The organism is uncultured Microbacterium sp. (assembly GCF_937927635.1).
GTDB lineage: Bacteria > Actinomycetota > Actinomycetes > Actinomycetales > Microbacteriaceae > Microbacterium.
Window position 1 is genome coordinate 76,018 of sequence record NZ_CALBRW010000007.1, and the last position, 25,664, is coordinate 101,681.

Here is a 25,664-nt window from a genome sequence, read left to right on the forward strand (position 1 = left end):
CGAAGGCGCGCGGGCTGTGGCATCCCCCCTGCGGCGGATTCTGCGGCATCCGCCGGGCGGCTGAGAGCGAGGATTCAAGTCAGCCCGTGCCGGTGCGCGAGCACGATGGCCTGCACCCGGTCGCGGGCGCCGAGCTTCTGCAGCACCCGCGAGACGTGGGTCTTCACGGTGGCCTCGCCGATGAACAGCGCGGCGGCGATCTCGGCGTTGCTGCGGGCATCGGCCATGAGAGCCAGCACTTCGCCCTCCCGATCCGTCAGTTGCTCCGTCGGCACTCCGCTGCCCGTTCCCGTCGCTTTCCCGGTCCCCGACGCGATAGAAAGCGCGACGGGAGCAGAGGGGGGAGCGGATGCTGCGAACCGTGCCAGCACGCGGCGCGTGACCTCGGGGGCAAGGATGCCGTCGCCGGCGGCGAGGGCCCGTACGGCGGTGATCAGCTCCTCGGGGCCGGCGTTCTTCAGCAGGAAGCCGCCGGCGCCGGCATCCAGTGCCTGGAACAGGTAGTCGTCGCGGTCGAAGGTCGTGACGATGGCGATGGATGCCGTGACCTCAGGATCCGCGACGATGCGGCGGGTGGCCTCGATGCCGTCCATGTCGGGCATCTGCACGTCCATCGTGATGACGTCGGGCTGCAGTCGGACGGCAGCAGCCACGGCCTCCGCTCCCGTGGCGGCCTCCCCGACCACCTCGATGTCGGGTTGCGTTCCGAGGATGGTGCGGAACCCCGCCCGCAGCATGGCGTGGTCGTCGACGATGAGCACCCGGATCAACGGGAGACCTCCTCTGCGGTCTTCAGCGGCACGCTGGCGCGCACCCGGAATCCGCCCTGCGTGCGGGGTCCCAGTTCGATCGTGCCGCCGGATGCCAACGCACGCTCGCGCATGCCCAGCTGGCCGAGACCAGGGCGCAGCACGCCCACCGCGCGGCCGGTGTTCACGACCTCCAGCTCCACGGCATCCGGAGCGTAACGCACTCGCACGTCGGCCGTCGCGCCGATGCCGGCATGCCGACGGGCGTTGGTGAGAGCCTCCTGGGCGATGCGGTACAGGTTCACGCCGACCGTGCCCGGCACCGGAACCGGCTCACCGATCACGGCGTACTCGGTCGGCAGACCGGCGTCCCGCGACGCCTGCGCGAGCTGGGCGATATCAGTCAGCTCGAACGTCGAAGGAGCGTCATCCAGATCGTCGCCGGGGGAGCGCAGCGTCTCCAGCAGCTGCCGGAAGTCGCGGATGGCCTCGCGCGAGGCATCCTCGACCCCGGCCAGCATCCGTCCTGCCTCCGCGGGATCCTGCTCGACGACCAGCCGTGCGGCTCCGGCCTGCACGCCCATCACCGACACGTGGTGCGCGACCACGTCGTGCAGCTCGCGGGCGATGCGCACCCGGTCCAGTGCCACGGCCTGCGCGGCGGTGACCTCGCGCTCCGCCTCCAGCTCGCGGGTGCGCTGCTCGAGAGCGTCGCGCTGCGCGGCGGCCTGCCACGAGCGCTCGCCGAAGTAGTAGGCGCCGCCGAAGTACAGCGCGTTCAGCAGCAGCTGGATCATCATCATCGCCACGTACGGCGAGAACAGCCCCGCCGCCATGTCGGCCTTGCCGGCCTCCTTGATCGCGTCGCCGTACATCACGATGATCAGCCAGACGAACATGCCCGCGATGATGCCGACACGCACCAGCAGGGCCGTGCGACGGTCGTTCATCCAGGCGCCCACCGTGTACAGCGCGATGAACAGGGCCACGTTGGTGACGTAGATCTCCGGCACGTGCAGGGTAATGCTGGTGAACATCACCAGGGCGATGAAGACGGCGGCGACCGCGGGCCTGCGGCGTCGCACGGCGAGCGGAGCCGACACGGCGAGGACGGTCACCAGTGCCCACCACATCGGCGCCTGCTGTTTGCCGTAGATGCCGGCGACCGTCGACAGCCCGGCGCTGATGATGCCGCTGACCAGCAGCACGCCCGCCAGCAGCAGATCCTGGCGCAGGTCGCGCTCGGTCGGCGTGCGGGTGAAGGCGTGCTCGGACATGCTCCCACCGTAGGGGGACGCCCGATGCCGCACATCCCCCGCGCGGCGGATGCGGGTGCTCGGCACCTCGTGTTCACAACTCCGGAGATCCGTGGTGGATCCGGCTCCGATCCGGCATTCCAGACCCCGGAGCGCCTGGATCTCCGGAGTTATGGCCGGCGAGGCTCGATGCCGGGGCTGTCTCGTGGCACCGGATGCGACAATCGACCGTGACCACCACCACGCACCCGCGCCTCGCGCCCCTGTATCTCGCAGGTTTCACGACGGCGTTCGGCGCGCACGGCATCGCCGCGGCCCTCGGCGCCGAGACGGACAATATCGGCTGGACCCTGCTGGCCTTCGGCTTCACGCTCGCGCTGTATGACCTGGCCGAGGTACTGCTCAAGCCCGTGTTCGGCGCGCTCAGCGACCGCATCGGCGTGCGACCCGTGATCGTCGGCGGGCTGCTGGCGTTCACCGCGTTCTCGCTGGTCGGGGCGCTCGTGCCCGGCACGGTGGGGCTGATCATCGCCAGGTTCGGGCAGGGCGCGGCAGCCTCCGCCTTCTCACCGGCGTCCTCCGCGGCCGTCGCCCGCCTGACCGACGGAGCCTCGCGCGGCGCGTACTTCGGCAGGTACGGCTCGTGGAAGAGCCTCGGCTACGCGCTCGGCCCGCTCATCGGCGCCGTGCTGGTGGTCTGGGCGGGCCTGCCCGCCCTGTTCTGGGCCTTGGCCGTGCTGGGGCTGGTCGCCGCAGCCTGGGTGCGCTTCGCGGTGCCAGCCGTGCCGGTGCTGCCCCGCAAGCGCGTGACCCTGGCCGATCTCGGCCGCGAGCTCACCGCGCCCGGCTTCCTGATCCCGACCCTCGTGCTGGCGGCCACCACTGGTTCCCTGGCCGTGGCGGTCGGCTTCCTGCCGCTGCTGGCCGAGCAGGCGGGCATCGGCACGATCGGCAGCATGGCGCTCGTCACGGTGCTGGCCGTCGTCTCCAGCATCGTGCAGCCGCTGATCGGCCGGTGGCACGACCGCGGCCGGGTCTCGGTGCGGCTCGGCGCACTGGGCGGCCTCGCCCTCATCGCCGTCGGCATCGGGCTGGCCGGGGCCGTCGCGCTCGCCGAGGGCGGGCACGGGATGCTGCTGCTGAGCGCCCTCGTCGCCACCGCGCTGCTCGTGGGTGCCGGCGTCGGAGCCGCCACGCCGGTGGCGTTCTCCCACCTGGCGGCGTCCACCCCCGAGGAGCGGATGGGGCGCACGATGGGCTCCGCGGAACTCGGCCGGGAGCTCGGCGACGCGGGCGGACCGCTCATCGCGGGCGCTGTGGGCACGGCATCCGTCCCCGGTCTGGGACTCATCGTGATCGCCGTGCTGACCGCCGGCGCGGGAGCGCTGGCGGCCGTCGGAATGCGGCGGCGCTGAGTCAGTCGTCGTCGAGCGCGTCCTCGGCGCGGTCCTTCGCGTCGGAGAACGCGTCCTTCGTCTCGGCCGCGGCCTTGTCGATCTTGCCGCGGGCCTGCATGCCCTTGTCGTCGGTGACCTTGCCCCAGGCCTCCTCCGCCGATCCCTTGGCGTGCTGCGCGGCGTGCTTCATCTTGTCGTTCATGATGATCCTCCTCCGATCGGGGCCCTTCCGTCCGGGAGGGCGTGCAGCACAGTCAACGGCCCCCCGGTGATCCTGCCGAGGGGGTTGATCCGCGGGAGCCGCGTGACGTAGCATCCTGCGATCGAAGGAGCGCACATGACCGGACGCATCATCATCGATCTGTTCACCACCCTCGACGGCGTCGCGCAGGCTCCCGGCGGTGCCGAGGAGGACACGAGAGACGGCTTCCCGTATGGAGGGTGGCAGGCCGGGTACCCGAGCGAGGCCGTCGGGGCGAGCGTGACCAAGGGCATGGAGACGCTCGACGCGCTCCTGCTCGGGCGGCGCACTTATGACATCTTCGCCGGGTACTGGCCGCAGCACACCACCGGTCCGGAGGGGTTCATCGGACAGCTGTTCAATCGCGTGCCGAAGTACGTCGCCTCACGGGACGCCGACATCCAACTGGACTGGCAGGGCTCGACGCGGATCGGCGCCGATCTGGCGTCCGAGATCGCGGCGCTGCGCGAGAAGCACCAGGACGTGCACGTGATCGGAAGCATCGACCTCGTGCAGACCCTGCTCGCCGGGCACCTGTACGACGAGCTGCGGCTATGGGTCTATCCGGTCGTACTCGGCCGCGGCAGGAAGGTGTTCCCCGACGGTGCGGCGGCCTCGAACATGCGGCTGCTGAGCGCGGAGTCCGGCGACGGCGGCACGCTGCTGCTGCGCTACGCGCCGGTTCCCGGCGAGGTGCGCACTGGCACGATGGGAGGCTAGCTCGCGAGCATCCGCTCGATGACCTGCGCGACGCCGTCCTCGGCGTTCGACGCGGCCACCTCGTCGGCGACCTCGCGCACGGGCGCGAGCGCGTTGGCGACGGCCACGCCGTGACCCGCCCAGCGCAGCATCTCCACGTCGTTGAGGGCGTCACCGAAGGCGAGCACCTGGCTGCTGTCGACGCCCAGCCGCGTACACACCTGGGCGACACCGGTGGCCTTGGTGACGCCGGCTGCCATCACCTCGACGAACGGCGCGCCCGACAGGGTCGCCTCGAAGCCCGTCAGCCCCAGCGACATCAGCGTCGCGTAGATCTCGGGGATCGGCACCGACGCATGCCGGATGGTGAGCTTGAGGCTGGGCGCGGCCAGCACGTCGGCCCGAGGCACGCCGCCCATGGTCTCGGGTGCCCGCTTGTGGTCGCTGATGTCGGACAGCTCGGCGTAGCCGGTCTGCGCGACGAACAGCTCGCCGCCGTTGCGCACGCTGGCATACACCAGGTCCGGCAGCACCTCCTCGAGAGCCTCGGCCAGCTCGTGCTGCACGTCGGACGGCAGCTCCTGGGCGAACAGCTGCTCGCCGGTGGTCAGGTGCACGCCGTAGGCGCCGTTGCCGCACAGCGCCCAGTCCGTGAACCCCGCCTGCTCGGCGATGGGCTGCAGTCCGATCGGCTGGCGGGCCGTCACCGGGATGGTGGCGATCCCGGCATCCCGAGCAGCATCCAGCGCTGCACGCGTGCGGGCCGAGACCGTCCCGTCAGCGCCCAGCAGCGTGCCGTCGAGGTCGGTCGCGATCAGACGGATGCCGGTCGGGCCGCGCGATCCGGTCGGTCCGCGCGATCCGGTCATGCGAAGATCATCGGCAGATCGTCGTCCTCCTCCGCGCCGCCGAGGCTGAGGTTCACGACCACCGGCACGTGATCGCTGGGCTGCTCGCCCTTGCGCTCCTCGCGGTGGATGGAGGCCGCCGTCACAGCATCCGCGAATGCCGGCGAACCCAGGATGAAGTCGATCCGCACGCCCTCGTTGCGGGGGAACTTGAGCCGCTGATAGTCCCAGTAGGTGAACCCCTCCGGGACCAGCGGGCGCACCACGTCGTGCAGGCCGGCGGACTCCAGTGCGAAGAACGCCGCGCGCTCCTCGGGGGAGACATGCGTGGAGCGGCCGATCACGATGTCGGGGTCGCCGTTGTCCTGATCGAACGGGATGATGTTGAAGTCGCCGACCAGTGCCAGCGGGCGCTGCGGGTGCGCGGCGATCTCAGCGGCGGTCGCGGAGCGCAGCGCATCGAGCCACTGCAGCTTGTACTCCAGATGCGGGTCGCCCAGCGCGCGGCCGTTGGGCACGTACAGGCTCCACACCCGCACGCCGCCGACCGTCACGCCGAGCGCGCGGGCCTCCAGCGGCGCGTCGGGCCCGAAGGTCGTCTCCTCCGGGGTCCTGCCCTTCGCGAAGCCGGGCATGCCGGCGAACGCCGTGGACACCTCGGTGATGGGCTCACGGCTCGCGATGGCGACGCCGTTCCACTGGTTCAGACCGTGCACCTCGACGTGGTACCCGGCCTCTTCGAACGCCGCGTAGGGGAACTGCTCGGGCTTGCACTTGATCTCCTGGAGCGCCAGCACATCGATGTCCTCGCGCACGGCGAAGTCGACGGCGCGCCCCACGCGCGTGCGGATCGAGTTGATGTTCCATGTGGCCAGACGCATGCGTCCAGCCTATTCGGGGGCGCCGACAGCGCTCACCTCTCGGCGGGGTCTCCGGTTCCGATCAGAATGCCGCGCGCCAGCGTGTGGAAGTGCCGGTTGAAGCCCAGCACGCCCGGCGTCGCGCCGACCTCCAGGTCGAGCGAGTCCACATCCAGCGCGTCGACCACGAAGAAGTAGCGGTGCACGCCGGTGCCGGCGGGTGGGGCGGCGCCGATGTAGCGCTCGAGCCGGGCCTCATTGGGCAGCACGCTGCCGCCGGGCAGGCTCTTGGCGGTGCCGTCACCGGCATCCAGCCTCCGGGTGTCCGCCGGCAGATTGTAGGCGGCCCAGTGCCAGAAGCCGGATCCGGTCGGGGCGTCGGGATCGAAGCACGAGATGGCGAAGCTGAGCGTGCCGGCCGGCGGCTGCGACCATTCCAGAGTCGGATGCCGGTCCTCACCGCCCCTGCTGGACGACCAGGCGAAGCTCGGCAGCGCGCCGCCGGCGGTGAAGTCGGGGCTGGTCAGTTCGAGCGGCGGCACCGGGCGCAGCTCGGCGAGGGCGGCATAGGGATCGTACGAGAACATGAGTGGCCTCCTGCCCTCACGTTAATCGCGCGGGCGTGCGGGAACCAGTCCCGAATACACTGGATGCCGTGACCGATCTCGCAGCCGACCGCCAGGCCCTGCTCGACCTCATCAAGGCCGAGGCGGTGTTCCACGGCGACTTCACGCTCTCCAGCGGCAAGAAGGCGACGTACTACGTCGACATGCGCAAGCTCACCCTCGACCATCGGGCGGCCCCCGCCATCGGGCGCATCATGCTGGACCTGATCAAGGACCACGACGTCTCGGCCGTCGGCGGTCTCACCCTGGGCGCCGACCCCATCGCCAACTCCGTCATGCACGCCTCGGTCGGAACCGACCGCCCGCTGGACGCGTTCGTCGTGCGCAAGGAGCCCAAGGACCACGGTCGCGGGCGTCAGGTGGAGGGCGCGAGCATCGAGGGCAAGCGGGTGATCGTGGTGGAGGACACCTCCACCACGGGACAGTCGGCGCTGAAGGCCGTCGAGGTGCTGCGCCGCGAGGGAGCCGAAGTCGTGGCCGTCGCCGTGATCGTGGATCGCAAGACCGGTGCGCAGGCCGCCATCGAGGCCGAGGGCCTGCAGTGGTTGGCAGCCTTCGACCTGGACGACCTGGGCCTGGACCCGCAGTAGCCGGCAGGTCGGTCCTCAGATCCGCCCGCGGCGCGCGCGGTCGGCGAAGGCATCGAGAGCATCGAGGATGTCGGGTGCCTGCCACACCCGGTAGCGAGATCCGACGCCGCTCTGCGTCAGCACGCCGACGTCGACCAGCCGCGCGATCGCGGACTGTGCGGCGACATCGCTGACGCCGAGTGTCCGAGCGGCGATCTTCGCTGTGATCACGGGCTGCGCAAGCAGGGCATCCATCAGACGATGCACGGCGGCATCGGAGCGGGCGCGCACGAGATCATCCCATCTGGAGCGGGCCTCGCCGATCTCCCGTGCGAGATGCCTGCCGTTGCCGATCGCGGCGAATGCCGCGTTCGTGATCGCGTGCACGATCGCGTCGACATCGCCCGCGCGGTAGGCGGACAGTGCGTCGAAGTAGCTCTGCGGGTCATGCAGCAGACCGGCTGACACGGGAACGGTGAGGTTGCGCGTCAACCGATTGCGCCGGAGCAGGGCGTGGATCAGCGCACGGCCTGTGCGCCCGTTTCCATCGGGGAACGGATGGACGGTCTCGAACTGTGCGTGGGCGATCGCCGCCTGTGTGAGGACGGGGACGTCGTCTCGGGCTGCGAACTCCAGCAGATCGCGCATCAGCTCGGGCACGCGCTCATGATGAGGAGGGACGAAATCTGCGGCGTGCGGCGACAGTGCTCCGCCGCCGATCCACACCTGCTCCCGGCGCCAGTGCCCCACGGCATCCGGCGCCGATTCCTGCAGCAGGGCTGCGTGCATGGCGATGATGGCTTCTTCATCGAGCCGGTCGCTCAGCCGCAGCGCGGCCTCCATCGCGCGAGTGTTGGCGACGACCAGGCGAGCGTTCTCGGAGCGGGATGCGCCGATATCGGCCAGCGCGACCTGCTTCGCGCCGGCCTTGAGGTTCTCGACCTCCGAGCTCGATGCCGATTCGGTGCGCAGCAGGATGGCCGCGAACGGTGCGATGAACGTCCTGGACCCGGCGTCGAATCGAGTCAGCTCCTGACTGGCCTCGTCGGCGGCAGTCAGCACGTCCGGCTCGAGGTGGACGGAGAGCTTCGCGATCAGCGGCGGAACGGCGGCCGCGTAGTCTCCGGTGATGCGGCGCAGCTGTCGTCGGGAGCCGACCTCGTCGCCGGAGCGCCTCCAGGGCCGGGATTCGTATGCGGTCTCCGGCCAGTCGTCATTCGATGCCATGCCTCAGTTTAACTTAAGGTTACATCCTTATCCTTGTCTTAGGTTGGCGCCGAGTCTCAAATGGCGCGGATGCCCGATGCCGGCCTTATGGGCGCTTGCCCGCCGCGGCGTCCGCGACGATCTTCCCGATCCGCCCCGCCCGTGTCTCCGGGCGCTTCGCCGTCGCGATGAGCGTGAGGCCCAGCTTGCGCGCCGACGGCGGGAACGCGTCCCAGTTCTCGCGGGCGGCGGGCACGGCATCCAGTGCCGCGGCGAAGTCGTCGGGCTCGATGCCGGCCTCGGGGCCGTCGAGCACCGTCCACGACCCGTCGGCCTTGGCCGCCTCGATCACCCGGATGCCCGCGGGAGCCAGCAGCCCTGCTGCTTCGAGCTCTGCCAGGCGCGCCTTGTTGGTCGCCGCCCAGCCGCTGCCCCTGCGGCGCGGGGAGAACCACTGGCCGACGGATCCGGGTGCGAAGGTGCGCACCGGGCCGTCGATCCAGCCGAAGCACAGCGCGTGGCGCACGGCATCCTCATAGTCGACGCCGTCGGCGACCGAGCCGCGCACGTTCAGCAGCCACACTCCCGGCGCCGACTGATGGTTGTCCTCCAGCCACGCGCGCCAGGCAGCGGCATCCGCGGCGGTGACCCGCTCACCGTCATCCAGCACGCCCATCGCCACCCCGTCCTGCGTCGTCTCGCTCCGTGCGTCGTCTCGCACCGTGCGGTTCAGCATAGGGGCGACCCATCGCGTTACAGAATGGGGGCCGACACGCCACATGTCGGACGTCTTCGCGGGATTCGTCCGACAGCTGGCGTGTCGGCCCCGAAGCGTAACGCCGGATGCCGGATGCCGGGCGCCGGGACCGGCCACCGGGGTTACGTAAACATGGACGTGGCAACGTTTTCATGCGATTGTTCTCTGTGTGGCGAAGATGACAGGCGGGGGATCCGACGCCGCGGGCCGCCCGACCATGAAGGACGTCGCCGCCCGCGCCGGCGTCGGTCTGTCGACGGTCTCCCGCGTGGTGGCGGGGAACCCGGGTGTCAGCCGCGCCAAGTGCAAGGCGGTCGAGCGCGCCATCGCCGAGCTGGGCTACAGCCGCAACGACTTCGCCCGCACACTGCGCACCGGATCGACGGCCACGATCGCCGTCGTCGTCACCCGCATCTCCGACCCGTTCTACGCGGAGCTCGTCGCGGCCATCGAGCAGAAGGCGCAGGAGCGGGACCTGCTGGTGCTGGTCGCCTCGGGCGGCGACGACCCGGCGGAGGGCGAGCGGGTGCTGCGGCGCATGATCAGCAGGCGCCTGGACGGCCTCATCGTCGTCGCGCACGAGGAGGTCGACGTGTCGTTCCTGGCCGCGGAGCGCGCGGCCGGCACCGAGATCGTCTTCGTCGACAGACCGCCGCAAGGGCTGCCCGCCGACCTGGTCGTCGTGGACAACGAGCGCGGCGCCGCCGACGCCGTCGCCCACCTGGTGCAGGCGGGTCACCGCAGCATCGCCTGCTTCGCGCACATCTCGGGTCTGTACACGTCCGAGCGCAGGCAGGCGGGGTACCGGCAGGGGATGCGCGATGCCGGTCTCCCCGTCCGCCCCGAGTTCGTGGTCGCCGTCGGCGATGACGTGGATGCCTGCGTCGAGGCGCTGCGCGAACTCTTCTCACTGCCCGATCCGCCCACCGCGCTGTTCACGACCAACAGCCGCACGACCAAGTCGGTGCTGAAGGCGCTGCGCCTGCTGGACGCGCATCCGGCGCTGGTGGGCTTCGACGACTTCGACCTGGCCGAGCTGATGGTGCCGCCGGTGACGACCGTCGCCCAGGATCCGTGGGCGATCGGCGAGGCGGCCGCGGGCCTGCTCTTCGACCGCATCGCGGGGATGACGGGGCCCGAGCGCCGCATCGTGCTCGGCACGAGGATGGTCGAGCGCGGCTCCGGCGAGGTCCCGCCGCCGGCCTGAGAGCGAGGCGCGCAGGCGCCCTGAACGGTGGCGTTATCTTGTTGTGACCGCCCTCCGGTTGCGTTTGGCAACGTTTTCAGATTCCATGGGGGATGGGCCGGCTCCCTGCAGGCCGTCTTCATCCAATGGAGGATCACATGCGCAAAGCACTCGCAGCAGTAGCGGGTCTCAGTGTTGCGGCGCTCGCGCTCGCAGGCTGCTCGAGCAGCCCGAGCGACAGCGGCAGCAACGGGAACAAGGGCGGCGACAGCGCCAGCCAGGTCGAGGTGTTCACCTGGTGGGCGTCCGGCTCCGAGAAGACGGGCCTCGACGCGCTCGTCAAGGTGTTCAACGAGCAGTACCCGAAGACCAAGTTCGTCAACGCGGCCGTCGCCGGCGGCGCCGGCTCGAACGCCAAGAACGCCCTGGCATCCCGTCTGAAGGCCAACAACCCGCCGGACTCGTTCCAGGCGCACGCCGGTGCCGAGCTCACCGACTACATCGAGGCCAACAAGATCGAGGACCTCAGCTCGTTCTACAAGGACAACGGCCTCAACGACGTCTTCCCGAAGACGCTGCTGGACCGCCTGACCGTCGACGGCAAGATCTACTCGGTGCCCAGCAACATCCACCGCGCCAACGTCGTGTGGGTGAACACCTCGGTGCTCGAGAAGGCCGGCATCGACCCGAAGACCGCGCCCGCCGACATCGACGCGTGGCTGGCCGACATGAAGAAGCTGAAGGATGCCGGCGTGCAGACCCCGCTGTCCGTCGCCACCGACTGGACTCAGGTGCAGCTGTTCGAGAACGTGCTGCTGGCCGACCTCGGCGCTGACGGCTACACCGGGCTGTGGGACGGCTCGACGAAGTTCGACGACTCCAAGGTGACTAAGGCCATCAAGGACTACACCGCCCTGCTCTCCTACGCCAACACCGACGGCACCGGTCAGGACTGGCCGGTCGCGACCGACATGGTCATCGACGGCACCGCCGCCTACAACGTGATGGGCGACTGGGCACTGGCCGAGTTCGACGCCAAGAGCAAGACCTACGGCACGGACTACACCACCTGGCCGACGCCGGGCACCGACGGCACGTTCGACTTCCTCGCCGACTCCTTCACCCTCCCGGTGGGCGCTCCGCACGCCGAGGGCGCGAAGAACTGGCTGAAGACGATCAGCTCCGCCGACGGCCAGAAGGCGTTCAACCTCGCCAAGGGCTCGATCCCCGCGCGCACCGACGCCAACGCCTCGGACTACCCCGAGTACCAGCAGGGCGCGATGGCCTCGTTCGCCAAGGACACCGTCGTCAGCTCGCTGGCGCACGGCGCGGCCGTCAAGGTCTCGTGGCTGAACGACATCACGTCCGCCATCGGCCAGTTCGTGTCCACCAAGGACGCGAAGACGCTGCAGGACGCTCTGGTCGCCGCGCAGACCAAGGGTCTGGGCAAGTAACATCCATCCTCCGAGCGGGGCGGTGCGTCAGCGCCGCCCCGCTCGCATCCACGTCTGAAGGAGGGCGCCGATGCGCAAGGGCATCCGCAACTGGGGACCGCCGCTGCTGCTGATCTCGCCGACGATCGTGCTGCTGGGCATTTTCGTCTACGTGATGATCATCCAGAACTTCTACACGGCCATGACCAAGGACTCCGCGCTGTCGGCATCCGAGTTCGTCGGCCTGCAGCAGTTCACCGACCTGCTGACCGAGCCGCGATTCCTGCACTCGCTGGCCAACCTCGGCGTCTTCACCGTGTTCTTCATGGTCGGCACCATGCTGTTCGGGTTCCTCTGGGCCTGGATGCTGGACAAGGGCGTCACCGCCGAGGGCGTGTTCCGCTCCATCTACCTCTTCCCGATGGCCGTCTCGTTCGTGGCATCCGGTGTCGTCTGGCGCTGGCTGCTCAGCTCCGCGCAGGGCGACCGGGCCTCGGGTCTGAACCGCCTGCTGGAGTCCATCGGCCTCGGCAGCCTGCAGAACGACTGGTACAACCAGCCGCTGTGGGGCATGGCCGCCATGGCGATGCCCGCCATCTGGCAGCTCGCCGGCTACGTGATGGCGCTGTTCCTGGCCGGGTTCCGCGGCATCCCCGAGGAGCTTCGCGAGGCCGCCCGCATGGACGGGGCCAGCGAGTGGAAGCTCTATCGGTACGTCGTCTTCCCGCAGCTGCATCCTGTGGCGCTGTCGGCGCTGGTGATCGTCGCGCACATGTCGCTGAAGGTCTTCGACCTGATCATGGCCGTGACCGGCCCGGTGTACATCACCGAGGTTCCCGCCACCTACATGTGGACCGCCCTGACGGGCGGCGAGTACGGCAAGGCATCCGCCATAGCGACCGTCCTGCTGCTGCTGGTGTGCATCTTCATCGTGCCGTACCTGATCTCCACGGCCCGCGCTGAGAGGAGGGCGCGCAAGTGAGCGTCGCAACCGGAATGGAGCGCCAGGCCACCACCGCCGGCCGCATCCCCACCGCCAGCCGCACCCGCACGCGCATGGGACGTACGACCAAGTACGTGCTCCTGCTGCTGTTCGTGGTGGTCGTGCTGATGCCCGTCTACGTGCTGGTCGTCACCAGCCTCAAGCCGCCGTCCGACGTCAGCGCGGTCACGTCATGGGCGTGGCCGTCGCGCTGGCCGTGGCAGGCGGATGCCGACGGCCAGACCGGCTTCGGCAACTGGGCCACCGCGTGGGAGACGCTGGCCGCGCCGATCGGCCGCACGTTCCTGCTGGCCATCCCCGCAGCGCTGGTCTCGGCCATGCTCGGCTCGATGAACGGCTTCGTGCTCTCGCGGTGGAAGTTCCCGTACGCCAACGTGGTGTTCACGCTGATCCTGTTCGGCATGTTCATCCCGTACCAGGCCATCATGGTGCCGCTGGTGCAGTTGAAGACCGATCTGGGCCTGCCCAGCAACATCGTCACGCTGCTGTTCGTGCACATCATCTACGGTCTGCCGATCTGCACGCTGATCTTCCGCAACTACTACGAGGGAGTGCCCGAGGAGCTCATGGAGGCCTCGCGCGTGGACGGCGCCGGCATGCTGGGCTCGTACTGGCGCATCATCCTGCCGCTGTCGCTGCCCGGTTTCGTGGTGACGATCATCTGGCAGTTCACCTCGGCCTGGAACGACTACCTGTTCGCGCTGTTCCTCTCGGACGCCAACCAGGGGCCCGTGTCCCTGTCGCTGGTGAACCTGTCGCAGGGCGCGCAGCTGTCCAACTACGGCGCCTCGATGGCGGGTGCGCTGATCGCGTCGATCCCGACGCTGATCGTGTACATCCTGCTGGGGAAGTACTTCGTCGGCGGACTGATGAGCGGTTCGGTCAAGTCCTGACCAGCGGGTCCTGACAGCACAGGGCGGCGGATGCTTCGGCATCCGCCGCCCTGTGCTCGTTCAGGAAGCCGGCGACCGGTCAGCGCCGAGGGCCTCTGGGACGATCGTCGTCCTCCCAGGGGCCCTCGAACCATTCGCCCCCGCCGTCGCGCTTGCGCGGCTTGAGCAGCTGCAGCGTGAGGAGCGTGAGCGCCGCCAGGCCGATGACGATCATCACGAGGAAGAGCATGTCCTGTTGCGTCATCGGGATCCTTTCTCGGGGTTCCAGCCTAGGCTGTGGCGGATGCCGGAAACCTCAGTGTTCTCCGGGGTGTGCGCGGGCGGATGCCGGAGCACGCTCGAGCCATGACCCTTCTTCCTCCTGCCGTCGAGCCAGCGCTTCTGCGCGCCATCGATGGTCTGCTGCTGCCCGATGATCCCGGTTACGACGAGGCCTGCACGCCGTGGAATCTCGCTGCGGTGCAGCATCCGCTGGCCGTCGCCGAACCCACCACGATCGCGGAAGCCGCCCGCATCGTCGCCGCCGTGACCGCGGCCGGGCATCGCATCGCCCCGCAGGCCAGCGGTCACGGCGCCATGCCGCTCGCCGAGCGAGGGCTGGAGGATGCCGTGCTGCTGCGTCTGCACCGGCTGACCGGTGTGCAGATCGACGTGGAGCACCGCATCGCCCGCGTGCTGGGCGGCACGCTCTGGCGCGACGTGATCGACGCCGCCGCAGAGCACGGGCTGGCGGCGCTGCACGGCAGTTCGCCCGACGTGTCGGTGTCGGGGTACGCACTGGGCGGCGGACTGTCGTTCTATGCCCGCGAGCACGGCCTGGCCGCGCACCACGTGCGGGCGCTCGAGCTGATCACGGCGACCGGTGAGGTCGTGCGCGTCACCGCCGACGAGCATCCCGATCTGTTCTGGGCGCTGCGCGGTGGCGGTGGCAGCTTCGGGGCGGTGGTCGCCATGGAGATCGAGTTGCTGCCCATCGCGGATGTGCACGCCGGATTCCTGCTGTGGGACATATCCGCGGCATCCGCTGTGCTCGCCGCGTGGCGCGACTGGACCCGCGAGCTGGACCGCTGCGCGACCACCAGCCTGCGGCTGATGCGCTTCCCGGCCATGCCCGACCTGCCGCCGTTCCTCAGCGGCCGCGCCGTGGTCGTGACCGACGGCGCGATCCTCGCCGACGACCAGCGGGCGGCCGAACTGCTGGCGCCGCTTCGCGCGCTCGCCCCCGAGATGGACACCTTCGGGCGGATGCCGGCGGCGGGCCTCGCGCACGTGCACATGGACCCGCCGGTGCCCTCTCCGGCGGTGGGCGACCACGTCATGCTCGGCGATCTCGACGATGCCGCGCTGGCAGCGCTGATCTCGGTCGCCGGGCCGGATGCCGGTGACGCGCCGCTGTCTGTCGAGCTGCGGCACCTGGGTGGTGCAGTCGCCGAGCCGCAGGATGCCGCCGTGCCGAGCCTGGACGGCGACTATGCGCTGTTCGTCGTGGACCTGGTGCCGGCGCCGGAGCTGAAAGCACCGGCATCCGCGCGCGTGGGCGGGGTCGCCGAGACCGTGCGCGGGTGGGCGCGCGGCGCGCCGTACCTGAACTTCCTCGATCACGTCGCCGACACCGGCGCCGCGTCGGTCGAGACAGCCGAGCGGCTGCGTCGGGTGCGGGCGGTCTATGACCCGGCAGGCACCTGGGTGGCCGCGCATCCGCTGCCGGAGATGGTGGGTGAGGATCAGGCCATGGCGAGCTCCAGTCGCGCCTTGCGATCCTCCCAATCGGGCATCACCTCTGCCAGGAGCGCGTGGAATTCCGAAGAATGATCAGGCACGGCTCGGTGACACAGCTCATGGGTTACGACGTAGTCGATGCAATCGATCGGGGCCTGTACAAGGGCGGGATTCAGCGTCAGTCGTCCGGACGGAGACATGGATGCCCAGCGTGTGCGCATCGTGCGCAGTTGAACGGCCGTGGGCATGTATGAATCACGCGATGGGAAGCGCGCAATACAGGCATCGAGACGTCGGGGCAGCTGGATACTCGCGTGATCGCGGTACCAGTCGGTGAGAACCATCTCGATCGTGACCGAGTCGCTGAACCTAACACCGCTGATCATGAAGAAGCGCCCGCGTAGCTTCACGCTCGGTGGCAGGTGTGAGGAGTCCGCCTCGATTCGCAGACGATACTGGCGGCCAAGGTAGCGGTGCGTCTCGCCGGGTAGCCAGCGCCGCGGCGGGGTATGGGGGAGGAACTGCGCGAAGTACTCCTGCTGCGAGAGGACCCACCTGCCGCGCTTGCGCACGCGTTTGCTGATCTCCTCGTCGGTAGCGTTGAGGGGGGCGATGACCTGCACCTGGGTGCTCGGCAACACGGTGATCGCGAGCGTAGAGCGCTCACGCCGCTCCACGGAGTACTCGATCGTGTGGGTTCCGTATGCGACCGCGCAGGTCATGGGAACCGGGCCCGCGCACGTGACACGACCGCGGTCTGGATCTCGTCGGCCACGTCGGAGGGGATGGACAGGCCTCGGGTACGCTCGAGCTCGTCGAGAATGTAGTCGTCGAGGGAGTTGAGCAGCTCTGCCTGGGCATCTTCGTTCTTCCAGATGCCTACGATCAGGTGGTTGGTGATGATGTCCAGCATCCCCAGCGCAACCTCCGCGATGTCGTCCTCGCCCAGCTTCTCGCCGGAGGCTGTCGTGACCTTATCGAGATGCGCCGCGAGCAGCGTTTCGAAGAGCGAGGCCGCGTGCTCGTTATCGATGAGAGACGCGGGCAGCTTCCGTCCGCGGTCACGGGCGGCGACACGCTGCGCGAGTGCCTTCATCGATGCGAGGTAGTCGATCTCTGAGAGTCGTCGGGCCCGGTAGTCATCGATGGTGTCCTGCAGCATCTGCGAGAAGCGGGTGTAGAGTGCTGGATCCTCTTCCATGCGGTCGTGAATCGTCCGCCGGGTGGCACTGGCGATGCGATCCGCGCGTGATGCCGCGCTGACACCCGTATCGGCGACGACCGCCTCGAGCGCGGCGGGATCGTTGATATCGACGAGGCGGATGATGGTCTCGGCAGGCAGGGCCGAAACGTGATCGTCGAGCAGCTTCTGGATCTTGGGTTCGAAGTCCTGCAGGTCGATGATCTCCTGATAACGCAGCTGCACTGCCCGCCGCAGCTGAACGAAGTGCTTCCAGTCCCGACGATACTGTGCGACGCGCTGCGCAGAGATCTGCTCTTCGAGGGCGGTGCTGGCCAGCGCCATGTGCAGACACCGTGTGAACACGCTGAGTCGCTCGTAGAACTCCTCGCGCTCTGCGTCGTCGGCGAGGAACTGCTCCAGCGCTTCCATGTCGGTCTTGTTCGGCACGGTGTTGAAGAGCTCCCACACGTACGACCATCGGGCGGGCAGCAGTCGAACCTGGTCGCGGATGCTGGTGACGGCGTCGGTCAGCTCCCCGTCGTCGAAACCGCTGAAGGCGGCATAGGTCGTCAGCGCCTTGTCGAGCTCACCGAGCAAGCCTTCGTAGTCGATGATGTAGCCGAATTCCTTCTGGACGCCATTGCTGTCGGCGTCGGCGTCCTCTTCGAAGAGGCGGTTCACGCGAGCAATCGCCTGCAGCAGCGTGTGCTCGCTCAGCCTGCGGCACAGGTACAGAACGGTGTTGCGGGGTGCGTCGAATCCCGTCAGCAGCTTCGAGACGACGATCAGGATCTCCGGATCACCGCTGGACTTGAACCCCTCGACGATCTGGTCGTTGTAGGCGCTCTCGCTGCCGAAGCGGTGGATTGTCTCGTCCCAGAACTGCTGCACGAGGTCACGTGACTTAATATCGACGGCTTCGTGGTCTTCATCCTCGCCCGGTGCCGAGATGACGATCTCGCTGGAGACGTGTCCGATCTCGTCGAGCACCTGCTTGAAGCGAATGGCTGCGGCCTTGTTGGGGGCGACGAGCTGCGCCTTGAAGCCGGTGCCCTGCCAGTGCTTGCGGTAATGCTCGGAGATGTCGAACGCTTTCGCTCGGATCACCTGGCCAGCGCCTGCGAGGGCGTCCGTACGAGAGAACTTGCGTTTCAGGTCGCGCTTCTGTTCGGGTGTGAGCCCCTCGCTGATCTTGTCGAACCATCGGTCGATGACGTTCTCGCTGATGAGCTGTTCGACCATGCGCCCCTCGTAGAGCAGTGGTACCACGGCTCCGTCGGCCACGGCATCGGCGATGGTGTACTTGTGGAACAGTTCGCCGAAGGTGCCGAAGGTGTTCTTCTCGCGCTTGAGCAGGGGGGTGCCGGTGAAGGCGAGGTAGCTGGCGCGCGGCAGCATGCGACGCATGGACTTGTTGAACTGACTGCTGCCGCCGTATTTCCCGGTCTGGGTGCGATGGCCCTCGTCGACGAGCACGAAGATGTTCTGATCGTCATCGATCAACGGTTCGCCGTCCTCGGTGATCGGCGCCTGGACCGCTGAGTCGAACTTGTTGACGACCGTCGTGATGAGTGGGGCTTGCTCGTGGATGAGCTGAGCCAGGCGCCTTCCTGTTGTCGCGCGGATGGGTTCGAGCTGGCAGGAGCGGAAGGTGTCGCGGATCTGCTTGTCGAGATCGATCCGATCGGTCACGATGACGATGCGGGGATTGCGGATGCGGGATTCGAGCGCCAGCGCTTTCCCGAGCATCACCATGGTGAGGCTCTTGCCGGAGCCCTGCGTGTGCCAGATAACCCCGCTGGGTCGCACGGCATCGGGCGCCGAGGCCGTCAGCCTGCGCATGGTGCTGGTGACGGCGAAGTACTGCTGGTGGCGTGCGACCTTGCGCACGCCTGCGTCGAAGACCGTGAAGCGGCGTACGAGGTCGAGCAGTCGCTCCGGGCGGCACAGGGCGTAGAGCAGGCGGTCCTGCTCGCTGACAGCGCGCTGTCCTGAGTCCGCGAGCTCGTCGAAGTAGACGCGGGCTGCGCTGTGGCCGTCTCCGAAGAGCGCGTTCTTCTGAGTCTCGGTCAGGGGGGTGTTCGCGGCTGCTGCGACGGCGTCGTCGGTGTCTTCCTCATCGCGCCAGGTCTGCCAGAACTTGCGGGGCGTGCCGATGGTGGCGTACCGGGCTTCCTGTCTGTTCATGGACAGCAGAAGCTGGGCGTAGTGGAAGAGCTGGGGGATGTTGTCGGCGTTCTGGTAACCGATCAGCTGGCTGCCGGCCTTCTGGACGGAGATGGCCGGCTGCTTGTTCTCGATGACGATGAAGGGGATGCCGTTGACGAAGGCGACGATGTCGCAGCGCTTCGTCGTGGTGCTGCCGGTGCGTTCGACGCTGTACTCGGCGGTCACGTGGAACGCGTTGTTCGCAGGCGTGGACCAGTCGATGTAGCGGAACGAATGGCTCTTGGTGTCGCCGTCGATGCTCTTGGTGATGGTGGTGCCGAGCAGCAGGGTGTCATAGACCTCCTGGTTGGTGGTCTGCATGCCCTTCTGGTGTTCGAGCGCCGGAGCGAGGTTGCGCATCGCCTCGTGGGCGTCGGCGATGTCGAAGCTGTATGTCTGGCCGCGAAAGTCCAAGCTGTTGAGCGCGAGCGTGCGCTCGACCAGAACCTCGTCGAGGATCACGTTGCGACGCCGTCCGCCGCGCATGCGCAGCGCCTCTGCAGGGGAGAGAGGCGTGAATCCGAGCCCCACGAGCATCTGCAGTGCAGGTACCTGCGACTGGAACTTCTCGCGTGGATCGAAGGTCTGCTCAGTCATGACGGCTCCTCGCAGTTGGCTTGTCGAGTGTCGGAACGGCGCGTAGGATGAAGTTGGATTGGGAATGCCCGGTCGGCAACAGGACTCGAGAGACCTCGGGTCCTTTTGTTTTGCCTGCGTGCACAGATCACGGGAACACCTTGTAGGCCTGGATCTTGGGGCGGATCAGTTCGTACGCTCGGTTGTTCTGCTCAGGCCGGAGCGCGTGGAGAGCGATCGGGCGTGCGGTGAGGTCGGCGAGCTGCAGTCCGCTGGAGTTCGCCGCCTTCTTCGTGAAGACGGGGCGGAAGTCGATGGCGCTGAAGTCGTCACTGCGCCATCCCCAGCGAACTTCGTTCGCGCAGATCCGGTGGAACTCGCGCTCAAGATCGCGATCTTCGTTGCCGCCGCGGCTTTCGAATATGACATGCGCGGTTCGGCCGCGTTGTCCGCGCTCGATCATCATTGAACGCAGTCGTTCCATGCAGAACAGCAGCGCGATCTCATAGGAACTGATCGGCTGGGAGTATCTGCGGCAATGTCGTTGCTTGTTGATCACCGAAGCGATGACGGTGAAAGGTGCGTCTACCACGGTGGCGTTCAAGCGGTCGAAGAATGCCGATCGGATCGGCTCACTGCCCAGTAGGAAGGAGAACGGCCCACGGCTCTTACGGATGTCATTCTCATGCAGGATGACCGAGTCATGCCCCCATACGTCGAACTTCAGTGATTCGATGGCGGGGACGACCTCGTTGAAGTAGGCCACCTTCTCGAACACGCAGAAGCTGAGCGCGAACATCGGGAACTCAGGGTCGATGGATGTCAGACTGTGGTCTCTGCTCTCATCGACGTAGACGACATAGTCGGAGTACCGCGCTTCTTGCGTGGTCGGCATCATTCGCCACCGTCCACGTTTACGCGTACCTCACCCGTCAGGAGCTTCTGCATGAGGCCGCGCTTCTGCGTGCGAAGGAGTTCGAGCTGGCGGTCGAGCAGTGAGATCTCAGCTGAGCATGCATCGAGCATGTTGGCGATGCGGGACTGCGCCGGTAGCGAAGGTACAGCGCCGCGTATGCGGGCGAACGCGGGAAACTTCAGGTTCCACGTGTCGCTGGTGATGCCCTGGGAGTTCCGCTGAAACTCGAAGATCATGCGTTCGGACTTAATGAGATGTGCGGCGAACTGCGGCAGGATCCGCGTCCGGACGGGGGTGATCACCGTATAGGCCGGGCTCACCATGCCTTCCTCGCCAACCAAGCCTGATGCCCCTTGCCACATGCGCATGGTGTTATAGGCGATGTCCCCCGGCAACACTGACTTGTACTTGGAACGGTCAGAGCTCGACGAGTCCTTCCTCCCCGTCTCACTGTGTCTAACCACGCCCTGCCGCCGAGTGACGCTCAATAGCCGGGCATCGCTTCGCGCGCGATCGACTCGTTCAACGAAGACTTCACCAAGAGGCACCAGTTCGTGACTCGGCTGCTGGTCGATCAGGTGGTTGCGCCTCATCAACATGGCGGTGTTCCGGGCCAAGATCAACGACTCGAACCGCTCGATCGCGTCGTCCCAGGTGCGGAGGATCTCGGCGATCTTGCGCTGTTCGGGGAGCGGGGGGAGGTCGACTGGGAGGCGCACGAAGTCGGACCGCGAGAGATTCTTCATCGTGCTCTGCGTGCCAGTCGCCGCGAGCCGGATGCGCGAGCTCATCGATGCGTTCTGAAGCGCGTACGCGAGCCATTCGGCATCAGCACGCGTGCTGGGAGTCAACTCCCAGATCAGGTCTGACAGGTACAACCGGGGATGGTCCTGGTCGATGAAGACGGCTGCTCCGACCATCTCGGCGGAGTTCTTTCGGCCGAGGAGTACCGTATTGTGCCTCACCGGGACCTTGAGGTCGGTGACCCGCTGAGTGACGACCTTGTGCGCACTGGCGTCGAATCGCCCGCCCAGCACCGCTCCCGTGCGAAGCACTCCAGCTTCGCCTTTCTGAATCGGACGAGTCTCGCCGGGGGCGCTGAATCCTGCTTGGATTCGAGATATCGCTGAGTCGAGCGTCGATCGCGTCCACCCTTCCGGCACGTTCACTTCTTGCCCTCCGCGATCCGCTCAAGTTCGGCGAAATCCGCAGCATCCGCGGCGGCAGCATCCGCCTGCTTGCGCCGCGTATCGAACTCGGCGTACCGGGTCTCGGCGAGCTTGCGCGCGACCGCCGCGCTGACCTTGCCCGCGTGGGTGAGCAGGTCGCGTCCATTGAACTGCAGAAACGCATCGAGCTTCTCGGCCCAATCTGCCATCGTCATCGTCTGGCGGCGCCTGGCTTGATCCTCGGCGTAGTCGAGGTACATGGTGACGATGCGGTTGAGCTCTTCCACCTCTTCGGCGCTCAGATAGTTCTTTCCAGTGACGACATCGCCCTTGCGCACGATCGAGCCGGCCCACGTGGTCAGACCCATGTTGGGTGCACCGGCGTCAGCGCGCGCCTTGATCAGCTCGCCGGCTGTCATACCGGTCACCGCCCAGAGCATCTTGTTCTGCACGACCTTGAAGAACGTGCGCGTCGTCTGGGCTTGAGCGTCGTAGTCGACAGCTGTCATGTACAGATCGCGCACCTTCTGGTAGAACCGCTTCTCGCTCGCGCGGATGTCGCGGATGCGCGAGAGCCACTCGTCGAAGTAGTCCCACTGCTCGGATCCCTTGAGCTTCTCGTCATCCATTGCAAAGCCCTTGACCAGGTACTCCGCAAGCACTGTCGTGGCCCAGCGGCGGAACTGCGTTCCACGGGGAGAGCGCACGCGGTAGCCGATCGCCAGGATCATGTCGAGACTGTAATGCTCCACGTCGCGAGTGACTTCGCGGGATCCCTCGATCTGAACTATCCGGAACTTCCGGATAGTTGCCATCGACACCTCACCCTCGTCTACGATGTTCTGGATGTGCTCATTGATCGTGCGCACGTCCTTGCCGAAGAGTTCGGCGATGGCACGCTGCGGCAGCCATGCGGTGCCGTCGAGCGCCCGAAGCTGCAGGTGCACCAGCCCGTCGTCGGTCGTGTAGAGAACGATCTCTCCGCCGGCGTCCGGCGATCCGATAGCAGCGGGGTCAGACACCCAGACCCAGCTCCTTCAGATAACCGGCCATGCGCGCGCGTACCTCGACAAGCTCGGCCTCGACCTGTTCGATCTCACGCTGCACGGCGGCGACGTCGACCTGTTCCTCTGGTTCGAACGTGTCGACGTAGCGCGGAATGTTGAGGTTGAAGTCGTTCTCTGAGATCTCGTCGAAGTGCGCGCGGTGCGAATAGCGCTCAAGCTCTGCACGATCGCGATACGTCGCCTCGATCTTCTCGGCGTGCTGAGACTCGAGCACGTTCTGCGACTTGGCTGGTGTGAACTCCCGGCTGGCGTCGATGAACAGCACGTCTTTGCGATCCTCATTCTCCCCGCCCGCCTCGCGGGAACGGTCGAAGATGAGGACCGCCACGGGAATACCCGTGGTCGTGAACAGGTTGGCAGGCAGCCCGATCACTGCATCGAGCAGATTCTCCTCGATCAGCGCCTTGCGGATGCGCCCCTCGGCGCCACCGCGGAACAGCACACCATGCGGCACGATCACCGCGACGCGACCCGTCTGACGCTTGGCTACCTCGATCATGTGGGTGATGAACGCGTAGTCACCCTTGCTCTTCGGGGGAACCCCTCGCCAGAAGCGCTTGTACTTGTCGCGCGGGGCGTCCTCGGCCCCCCACTTGTCGAGGGAGAAGGGCGGATTGCCGAGCACCACATCGAACTGCACGAGCTTGCTGCTCTCGACGATGGTGGGGTTGTTGAGCGTGTCGCCCCATTCGATGCGGGCGGCATCGTTGGCGTGCATGAACATGTTCATGCGGGCCATCGCCCAGGTGCCACCGTTGACTTCCTGGCCATAAAGCGCGTAGTCGTTCGAGCCGACCTGCGCAGCGGCCTCGATCAGCAGCGAACCCGAACCACATGCGGGGTCGAAGATCGTGTTGCCGGGTTTCGGCGCTGCGAGCGCCGCGAGCAGGCGCGACACGGTGTGGGGTGTGTAGAACTCGCCGGCCTTCTTCCCGGCATCCGATGCGAACCGGGAGATCAGATAGATGTACGTCTCGCCGATGATGTCGTCGCTGACCCGTGACGGACGCAGGTCGAGGTCGGGCTTATGGAAGTCCTCCAGCAGATTCTTCAGGCGGCGGTTGCGGTCCTTCGTCTTGCCGAGGTTGGCTTCGCTGTTGAAGTCGATGTTGCGGAAGACGCCGTCGAGCTTGGCTCGGTTCTGGTCCTCGATCGCTGCGAGCGCCATGTTGATGAGTTCGCCGATGTTATCGGCGTTCCGCCGCGCGTACAGCTCGTCGAAGCTCGCGTCCTCGGGCAGAGGAAACCGTTCGCGTTTCTTTCGTCGCTCGATGCGACTCGCATCCCCCGCGAATTGTGCTTCGTACTGCTCAGCGTGGTCCTTCCAGATGTCGGAGATGTACTTCAGGAACAGCATCACCAGGATGTAGTCCTTGTACTGCGTGGCATCCACGACTCCGCGGAAGGTGTCGCACGCGGCCCACGCGGCCTGGTTGATGCGCTGCTGGGTGACGGTGTCGGTCATCATGAGTTCCTGTCGTGGTGCGATGCGTGGGCTCGAAGCCGGAGCGCCATGCGTTGCTGCTGGAGGGTGATAAGCCTTGTCTGCAGGGATGCTTCTCTAGCCGTCATCTGCGCGATCGCGGCGATCTGCCGCTGGTTGCGCAGTGGAGGGAGCATGCTGAGCGGCAGCGCGGCGATGGTCGGCTTCTTGATCATCTGGATGTTGCTGCCGACGAGTCCGCGAGCGAAGTGGGCCTGTGCGTCCGGCTGCATGAGCAGCCATGCGAGGTAGCCGGCATCGAGGATGTCTGCGGTAGGGCGCAGGATGTACAGCGGCAGGAGTGCGACCGCCGGTTCTTCGAGCGAGTCGTCGATCGCCCAGGCTGACACTGTCGAACCGCGGGATCTCAACAGCACATCACCAGGATGCACAATGTGCTGCGGCGAGCCGATGCTGCCGGAGACGCGGGTGACGGCTGTCGGGTCGAGTTCTCCGACAGCTGTCACGCAGCTCTGCGGCAGCGCGAGCATACCCGAGTTGTCTGGCTCGAGGCGGCTACGCGCGCTGAAGCCTGATCGTATCAGGCAGGCGTCGGAGAGGATCATGGATCACACAGTAGTGAATCTACTGCGACATGTCAAGGAAACGTGTAGTAAACCGTCTACTGCACATCTGAAATCTTTTGGCCGGTCAGCCACACGGCGTCGGCGGCGCCCTGCGGGAGCGGGATCGGGGCATCGCCCAGCAGGATGCCGTCGGCGGATGCCGTGAGCTCGACGCCCACAGTGATGCCGGCATCCTCCAGCGCCTGCAGCAGCTCGGGGTCCCGGTCGCTGACTCGCAGCACCCGACCGGTGTGGCCGGGCTGCGCGTCGGCCAGCAGTACGAACGGCACGCGCTCGACGTGTCCTCGGGAATCGGGGATCGCGTCGCCGTGCGGGTCGAAGCGCGGGTGGCCGAGGCGGGCGTTGATGCCCTCCAGAAGCCGGTCGCTGATGGTGTGCTCGAGCACCTCGGCCTCGTCGTGCACCTCGTGCCAGGCGTAGCCGAACTCCTGCACGAGCCAGGTCTCGATCAGGCGGTGGCGGCGCACCATCCCCAGAGCGCGCTCGAGTCCGGCATCCGTCAGCCTCACCGCGCCGTACGGCTGGTGCGAGACCAGCCCCGCGGCGCTGAGCTTCTTGACCATCTCGGTCACGCTCGACGGTGCGATCCCCAGAGCCGCCGCCAGCTGCGACGGGGTGATGGGGGAGTCCTGCCACTCGGTGTGGGCGTAGACCGTCTTCAGATAGTCGTCGAAGGCGGGCGATGCCACGGATCAGGCTCCCAGAGCGGAGAGCACCGAGAACGCGGCGTTGCCGGCGAAGAACATGATCACGAAGCCCGCCATGGCGGCCGCCAGTGAGATCCGACCGTCGTAGCCCTCGACGCTGCGGGTGCCGATCGCCCGAGCGCGGAAGGCGAAGAACAGGGTCAGGGCGCCCAGCACCAGCTGCACCCACGGGCCTCCGGCGGGCAGCAGCTTCGGCCAGATGATCAGCACCACGCCCAGGATCGCCGCCACCACGGCGAACCAGGTGGTGAGCGTCATCGACCGGCGGGCTGCGGGGTCGTCGCGGCGTTTCTTGGCGGGGGCGGAGGGCATGCCTACGAGCCTAC

General features: G+C 67.3%; 26 protein-coding genes. 8 read left to right on the forward strand and 18 right to left on the reverse strand.

The features are described 5' to 3' along the window. Nucleotides 1-74 precede the first annotated feature (74 nt). Together Q0568_RS02125 and Q0568_RS02130 are read right to left on the reverse strand one after the other, a co-directional pair. On the reverse strand, nt 75-770 hold the full coding sequence (locus Q0568_RS02125) for a response regulator transcription factor (protein ID WP_298861483.1): 696 nt from the start codon (nt 768-770) through the stop codon (nt 75-77). Continuing rightward, nucleotides 767-2,026, reverse strand: coding sequence for a histidine kinase (locus Q0568_RS02130; protein ID WP_298861486.1), 1,260 nt, complete (start codon nt 2,024-2,026; stop codon nt 767-769). Before Q0568_RS02130 ends, Q0568_RS02125 begins: the two co-directional genes overlap by 4 nt. A gap of 209 nt (nt 2,027-2,235) precedes the next feature. Between Q0568_RS02130 and Q0568_RS02135 the strand changes: the two genes are divergently transcribed. After that, on the forward strand, nt 2,236-3,420 hold the full coding sequence (locus Q0568_RS02135; protein ID WP_298861490.1) for an MFS transporter: 1,185 nt from the start codon (nt 2,236-2,238) through the stop codon (nt 3,418-3,420). Between the two features lies 1 nt (nt 3,421). Here Q0568_RS02135 and Q0568_RS02140 read toward each other — a convergent pair whose 3' ends face one another. After that, entirely contained in the window at nt 3,422-3,604 is a 183-nt protein-coding gene (locus Q0568_RS02140) for a CsbD family protein (protein WP_298861493.1), read from the reverse strand. 135 nt (nt 3,605-3,739) lie between these two features. Between Q0568_RS02140 and Q0568_RS02145 the strand changes: the two genes are divergently transcribed. Further along, a complete protein-coding gene (locus Q0568_RS02145) occupies nt 3,740-4,363 on the forward strand; it encodes a dihydrofolate reductase family protein (protein ID WP_298861496.1) in 624 nt (207 codons plus the stop codon). On the opposite strand, the gene Q0568_RS02150 is transcribed toward Q0568_RS02145, so the two are convergent. From Q0568_RS02150 to Q0568_RS02160, 3 genes are read right to left on the reverse strand one after another with little or no spacing between them, the layout of a single operon-like run. Then, entirely contained in the window at nt 4,360-5,211 is an 852-nt protein-coding gene (locus Q0568_RS02150) for an HAD family hydrolase (protein WP_298861500.1), read from the reverse strand. The genes Q0568_RS02145 and Q0568_RS02150 overlap by 4 nt on opposite strands. Further along, the gene (locus Q0568_RS02155) at nt 5,208-6,071 is read right to left on the reverse strand and encodes an exodeoxyribonuclease III (RefSeq protein ID WP_298861503.1); all 864 of its coding nucleotides are present in this window, start codon (nt 6,069-6,071) and stop codon (nt 5,208-5,210) included. Before Q0568_RS02155 ends, Q0568_RS02150 begins: the two co-directional genes overlap by 4 nt. 32 nt (nt 6,072-6,103) lie before the next feature. Beyond that, nucleotides 6,104-6,637, reverse strand: a complete 534-nt coding sequence (locus Q0568_RS02160) for a YbhB/YbcL family Raf kinase inhibitor-like protein (protein WP_298861506.1) — start codon at nt 6,635-6,637, stop codon at nt 6,104-6,106. Between the two features lie 68 nt (nt 6,638-6,705). Here Q0568_RS02160 and pyrE point away from each other — a divergent pair, with 68 nt between their 5' ends. Next, a complete protein-coding gene (pyrE, locus tag Q0568_RS02165; protein WP_298861509.1) occupies nt 6,706-7,266 on the forward strand; it encodes an orotate phosphoribosyltransferase in 561 nt (186 codons plus the stop codon). A 15-nt stretch (nt 7,267-7,281) separates the two neighbouring features. On the opposite strand, the gene Q0568_RS02170 is transcribed toward pyrE, so the two are convergent. Together Q0568_RS02170 and Q0568_RS02175 are read right to left on the reverse strand one after the other, a co-directional pair. Further along, a complete protein-coding gene (locus Q0568_RS02170) occupies nt 7,282-8,472 on the reverse strand; it encodes a Fic family protein (RefSeq protein ID WP_298861512.1) in 1,191 nt (396 codons plus the stop codon). A gap of 85 nt (nt 8,473-8,557) precedes the next feature. Continuing rightward, nucleotides 8,558-9,187, reverse strand: coding sequence for a YdeI family protein (locus Q0568_RS02175; RefSeq protein WP_298861515.1), 630 nt, complete (start codon nt 9,185-9,187; stop codon nt 8,558-8,560). Between the two features lie 199 nt (nt 9,188-9,386). Between Q0568_RS02175 and Q0568_RS02180 the strand changes: the two genes are divergently transcribed. The 4 genes from Q0568_RS02180 (at nt 9,387) to Q0568_RS02195 (ending at nt 13,723) form a co-directional block, all read left to right on the forward strand. Further along, nucleotides 9,387-10,415, forward strand: coding sequence for a LacI family DNA-binding transcriptional regulator (locus Q0568_RS02180; protein ID WP_298861642.1), 1,029 nt, complete (start codon nt 9,387-9,389; stop codon nt 10,413-10,415). Nucleotides 10,416-10,552: 137 nt separating this feature from the next. Continuing rightward, nucleotides 10,553-11,848: an extracellular solute-binding protein gene (locus Q0568_RS02185; protein ID WP_298861518.1), complete on the forward strand. Its 1,296-nt coding sequence runs from the start codon at nt 10,553-10,555 to the stop codon at nt 11,846-11,848. Nucleotides 11,849-11,918: 70 nt separating this feature from the next. Beyond that, entirely contained in the window at nt 11,919-12,809 is an 891-nt protein-coding gene (locus Q0568_RS02190; protein WP_298861520.1) for a carbohydrate ABC transporter permease, read from the forward strand. 74 nt (nt 12,810-12,883) lie between these two features. Beyond that, nucleotides 12,884-13,723 carry a carbohydrate ABC transporter permease gene (locus Q0568_RS02195; protein WP_298861646.1) on the forward strand — a complete coding sequence of 280 codons (840 nt, stop codon included), beginning with the start codon at nt 12,884-12,886 and terminating at the stop codon, nt 13,721-13,723. A gap of 79 nt (nt 13,724-13,802) precedes the next feature. Here Q0568_RS02195 and Q0568_RS02200 read toward each other — a convergent pair whose 3' ends face one another. Then, nucleotides 13,803-13,967, reverse strand: coding sequence for a hypothetical protein (locus Q0568_RS02200; RefSeq protein WP_298861522.1), 165 nt, complete (start codon nt 13,965-13,967; stop codon nt 13,803-13,805). Nucleotides 13,968-14,068: 101 nt separating this feature from the next. Between Q0568_RS02200 and Q0568_RS02205 the strand changes: the two genes are divergently transcribed. Then, the gene (locus tag Q0568_RS02205; RefSeq protein WP_298861525.1) at nt 14,069-15,535 is read left to right on the forward strand and encodes an FAD-binding oxidoreductase; all 1,467 of its coding nucleotides are present in this window, start codon (nt 14,069-14,071) and stop codon (nt 15,533-15,535) included. On the opposite strand, the gene Q0568_RS02210 is transcribed toward Q0568_RS02205, so the two are convergent. From Q0568_RS02210 to Q0568_RS02250, 9 genes are all read right to left on the reverse strand, one after another. Next, nucleotides 15,448-16,119 carry a SprT family zinc-dependent metalloprotease gene (locus tag Q0568_RS02210; protein WP_298861528.1) on the reverse strand — a complete coding sequence of 224 codons (672 nt, stop codon included), beginning with the start codon at nt 16,117-16,119 and terminating at the stop codon, nt 15,448-15,450. The genes Q0568_RS02205 and Q0568_RS02210 overlap by 88 nt on opposite strands. 41 nt (nt 16,120-16,160) lie before the next feature. After that, a complete protein-coding gene (locus tag Q0568_RS02215) occupies nt 16,161-19,430 on the reverse strand; it encodes an HsdR family type I site-specific deoxyribonuclease (RefSeq protein ID WP_298861531.1) in 3,270 nt (1,089 codons plus the stop codon). Nucleotides 19,431-19,557: 127 nt separating this feature from the next. After that, nucleotides 19,558-20,307, reverse strand: coding sequence for a DUF3800 domain-containing protein (locus tag Q0568_RS02220; RefSeq protein ID WP_298861534.1), 750 nt, complete (start codon nt 20,305-20,307; stop codon nt 19,558-19,560). After that, nucleotides 20,304-21,494 (reverse strand): restriction endonuclease subunit S, encoded by a 1,191-nt coding sequence (locus tag Q0568_RS02225; RefSeq protein WP_366941315.1) that lies wholly within the window; start codon nt 21,492-21,494, stop codon nt 20,304-20,306. Before Q0568_RS02225 ends, Q0568_RS02220 begins: the two co-directional genes overlap by 4 nt. Further along, a complete protein-coding gene (locus Q0568_RS02230; RefSeq protein WP_298861537.1) occupies nt 21,491-22,516 on the reverse strand; it encodes a virulence RhuM family protein in 1,026 nt (341 codons plus the stop codon). The genes Q0568_RS02225 and Q0568_RS02230 overlap by 4 nt, the downstream gene beginning before the upstream one ends. After that, nucleotides 22,509-24,026 carry a type I restriction-modification system subunit M gene (locus tag Q0568_RS02235; RefSeq protein WP_298861540.1) on the reverse strand — a complete coding sequence of 506 codons (1,518 nt, stop codon included), beginning with the start codon at nt 24,024-24,026 and terminating at the stop codon, nt 22,509-22,511. Before Q0568_RS02235 ends, Q0568_RS02230 begins: the two co-directional genes overlap by 8 nt. Then, the gene (locus Q0568_RS02240; protein WP_298861543.1) at nt 24,026-24,610 is read right to left on the reverse strand and encodes a hypothetical protein; all 585 of its coding nucleotides are present in this window, start codon (nt 24,608-24,610) and stop codon (nt 24,026-24,028) included. Before Q0568_RS02240 ends, Q0568_RS02235 begins: the two co-directional genes overlap by 1 nt. Nucleotides 24,611-24,666: 56 nt before the next feature. Next, a complete protein-coding gene (locus Q0568_RS02245; protein ID WP_298861546.1) occupies nt 24,667-25,320 on the reverse strand; it encodes a metal-dependent transcriptional regulator in 654 nt (217 codons plus the stop codon). A gap of 3 nt (nt 25,321-25,323) precedes the next feature. Then, nucleotides 25,324-25,650: a hypothetical protein gene (locus tag Q0568_RS02250; protein WP_298861549.1), complete on the reverse strand. Its 327-nt coding sequence runs from the start codon at nt 25,648-25,650 to the stop codon at nt 25,324-25,326. Nucleotides 25,651-25,664: the final 14 nt, after the last annotated feature.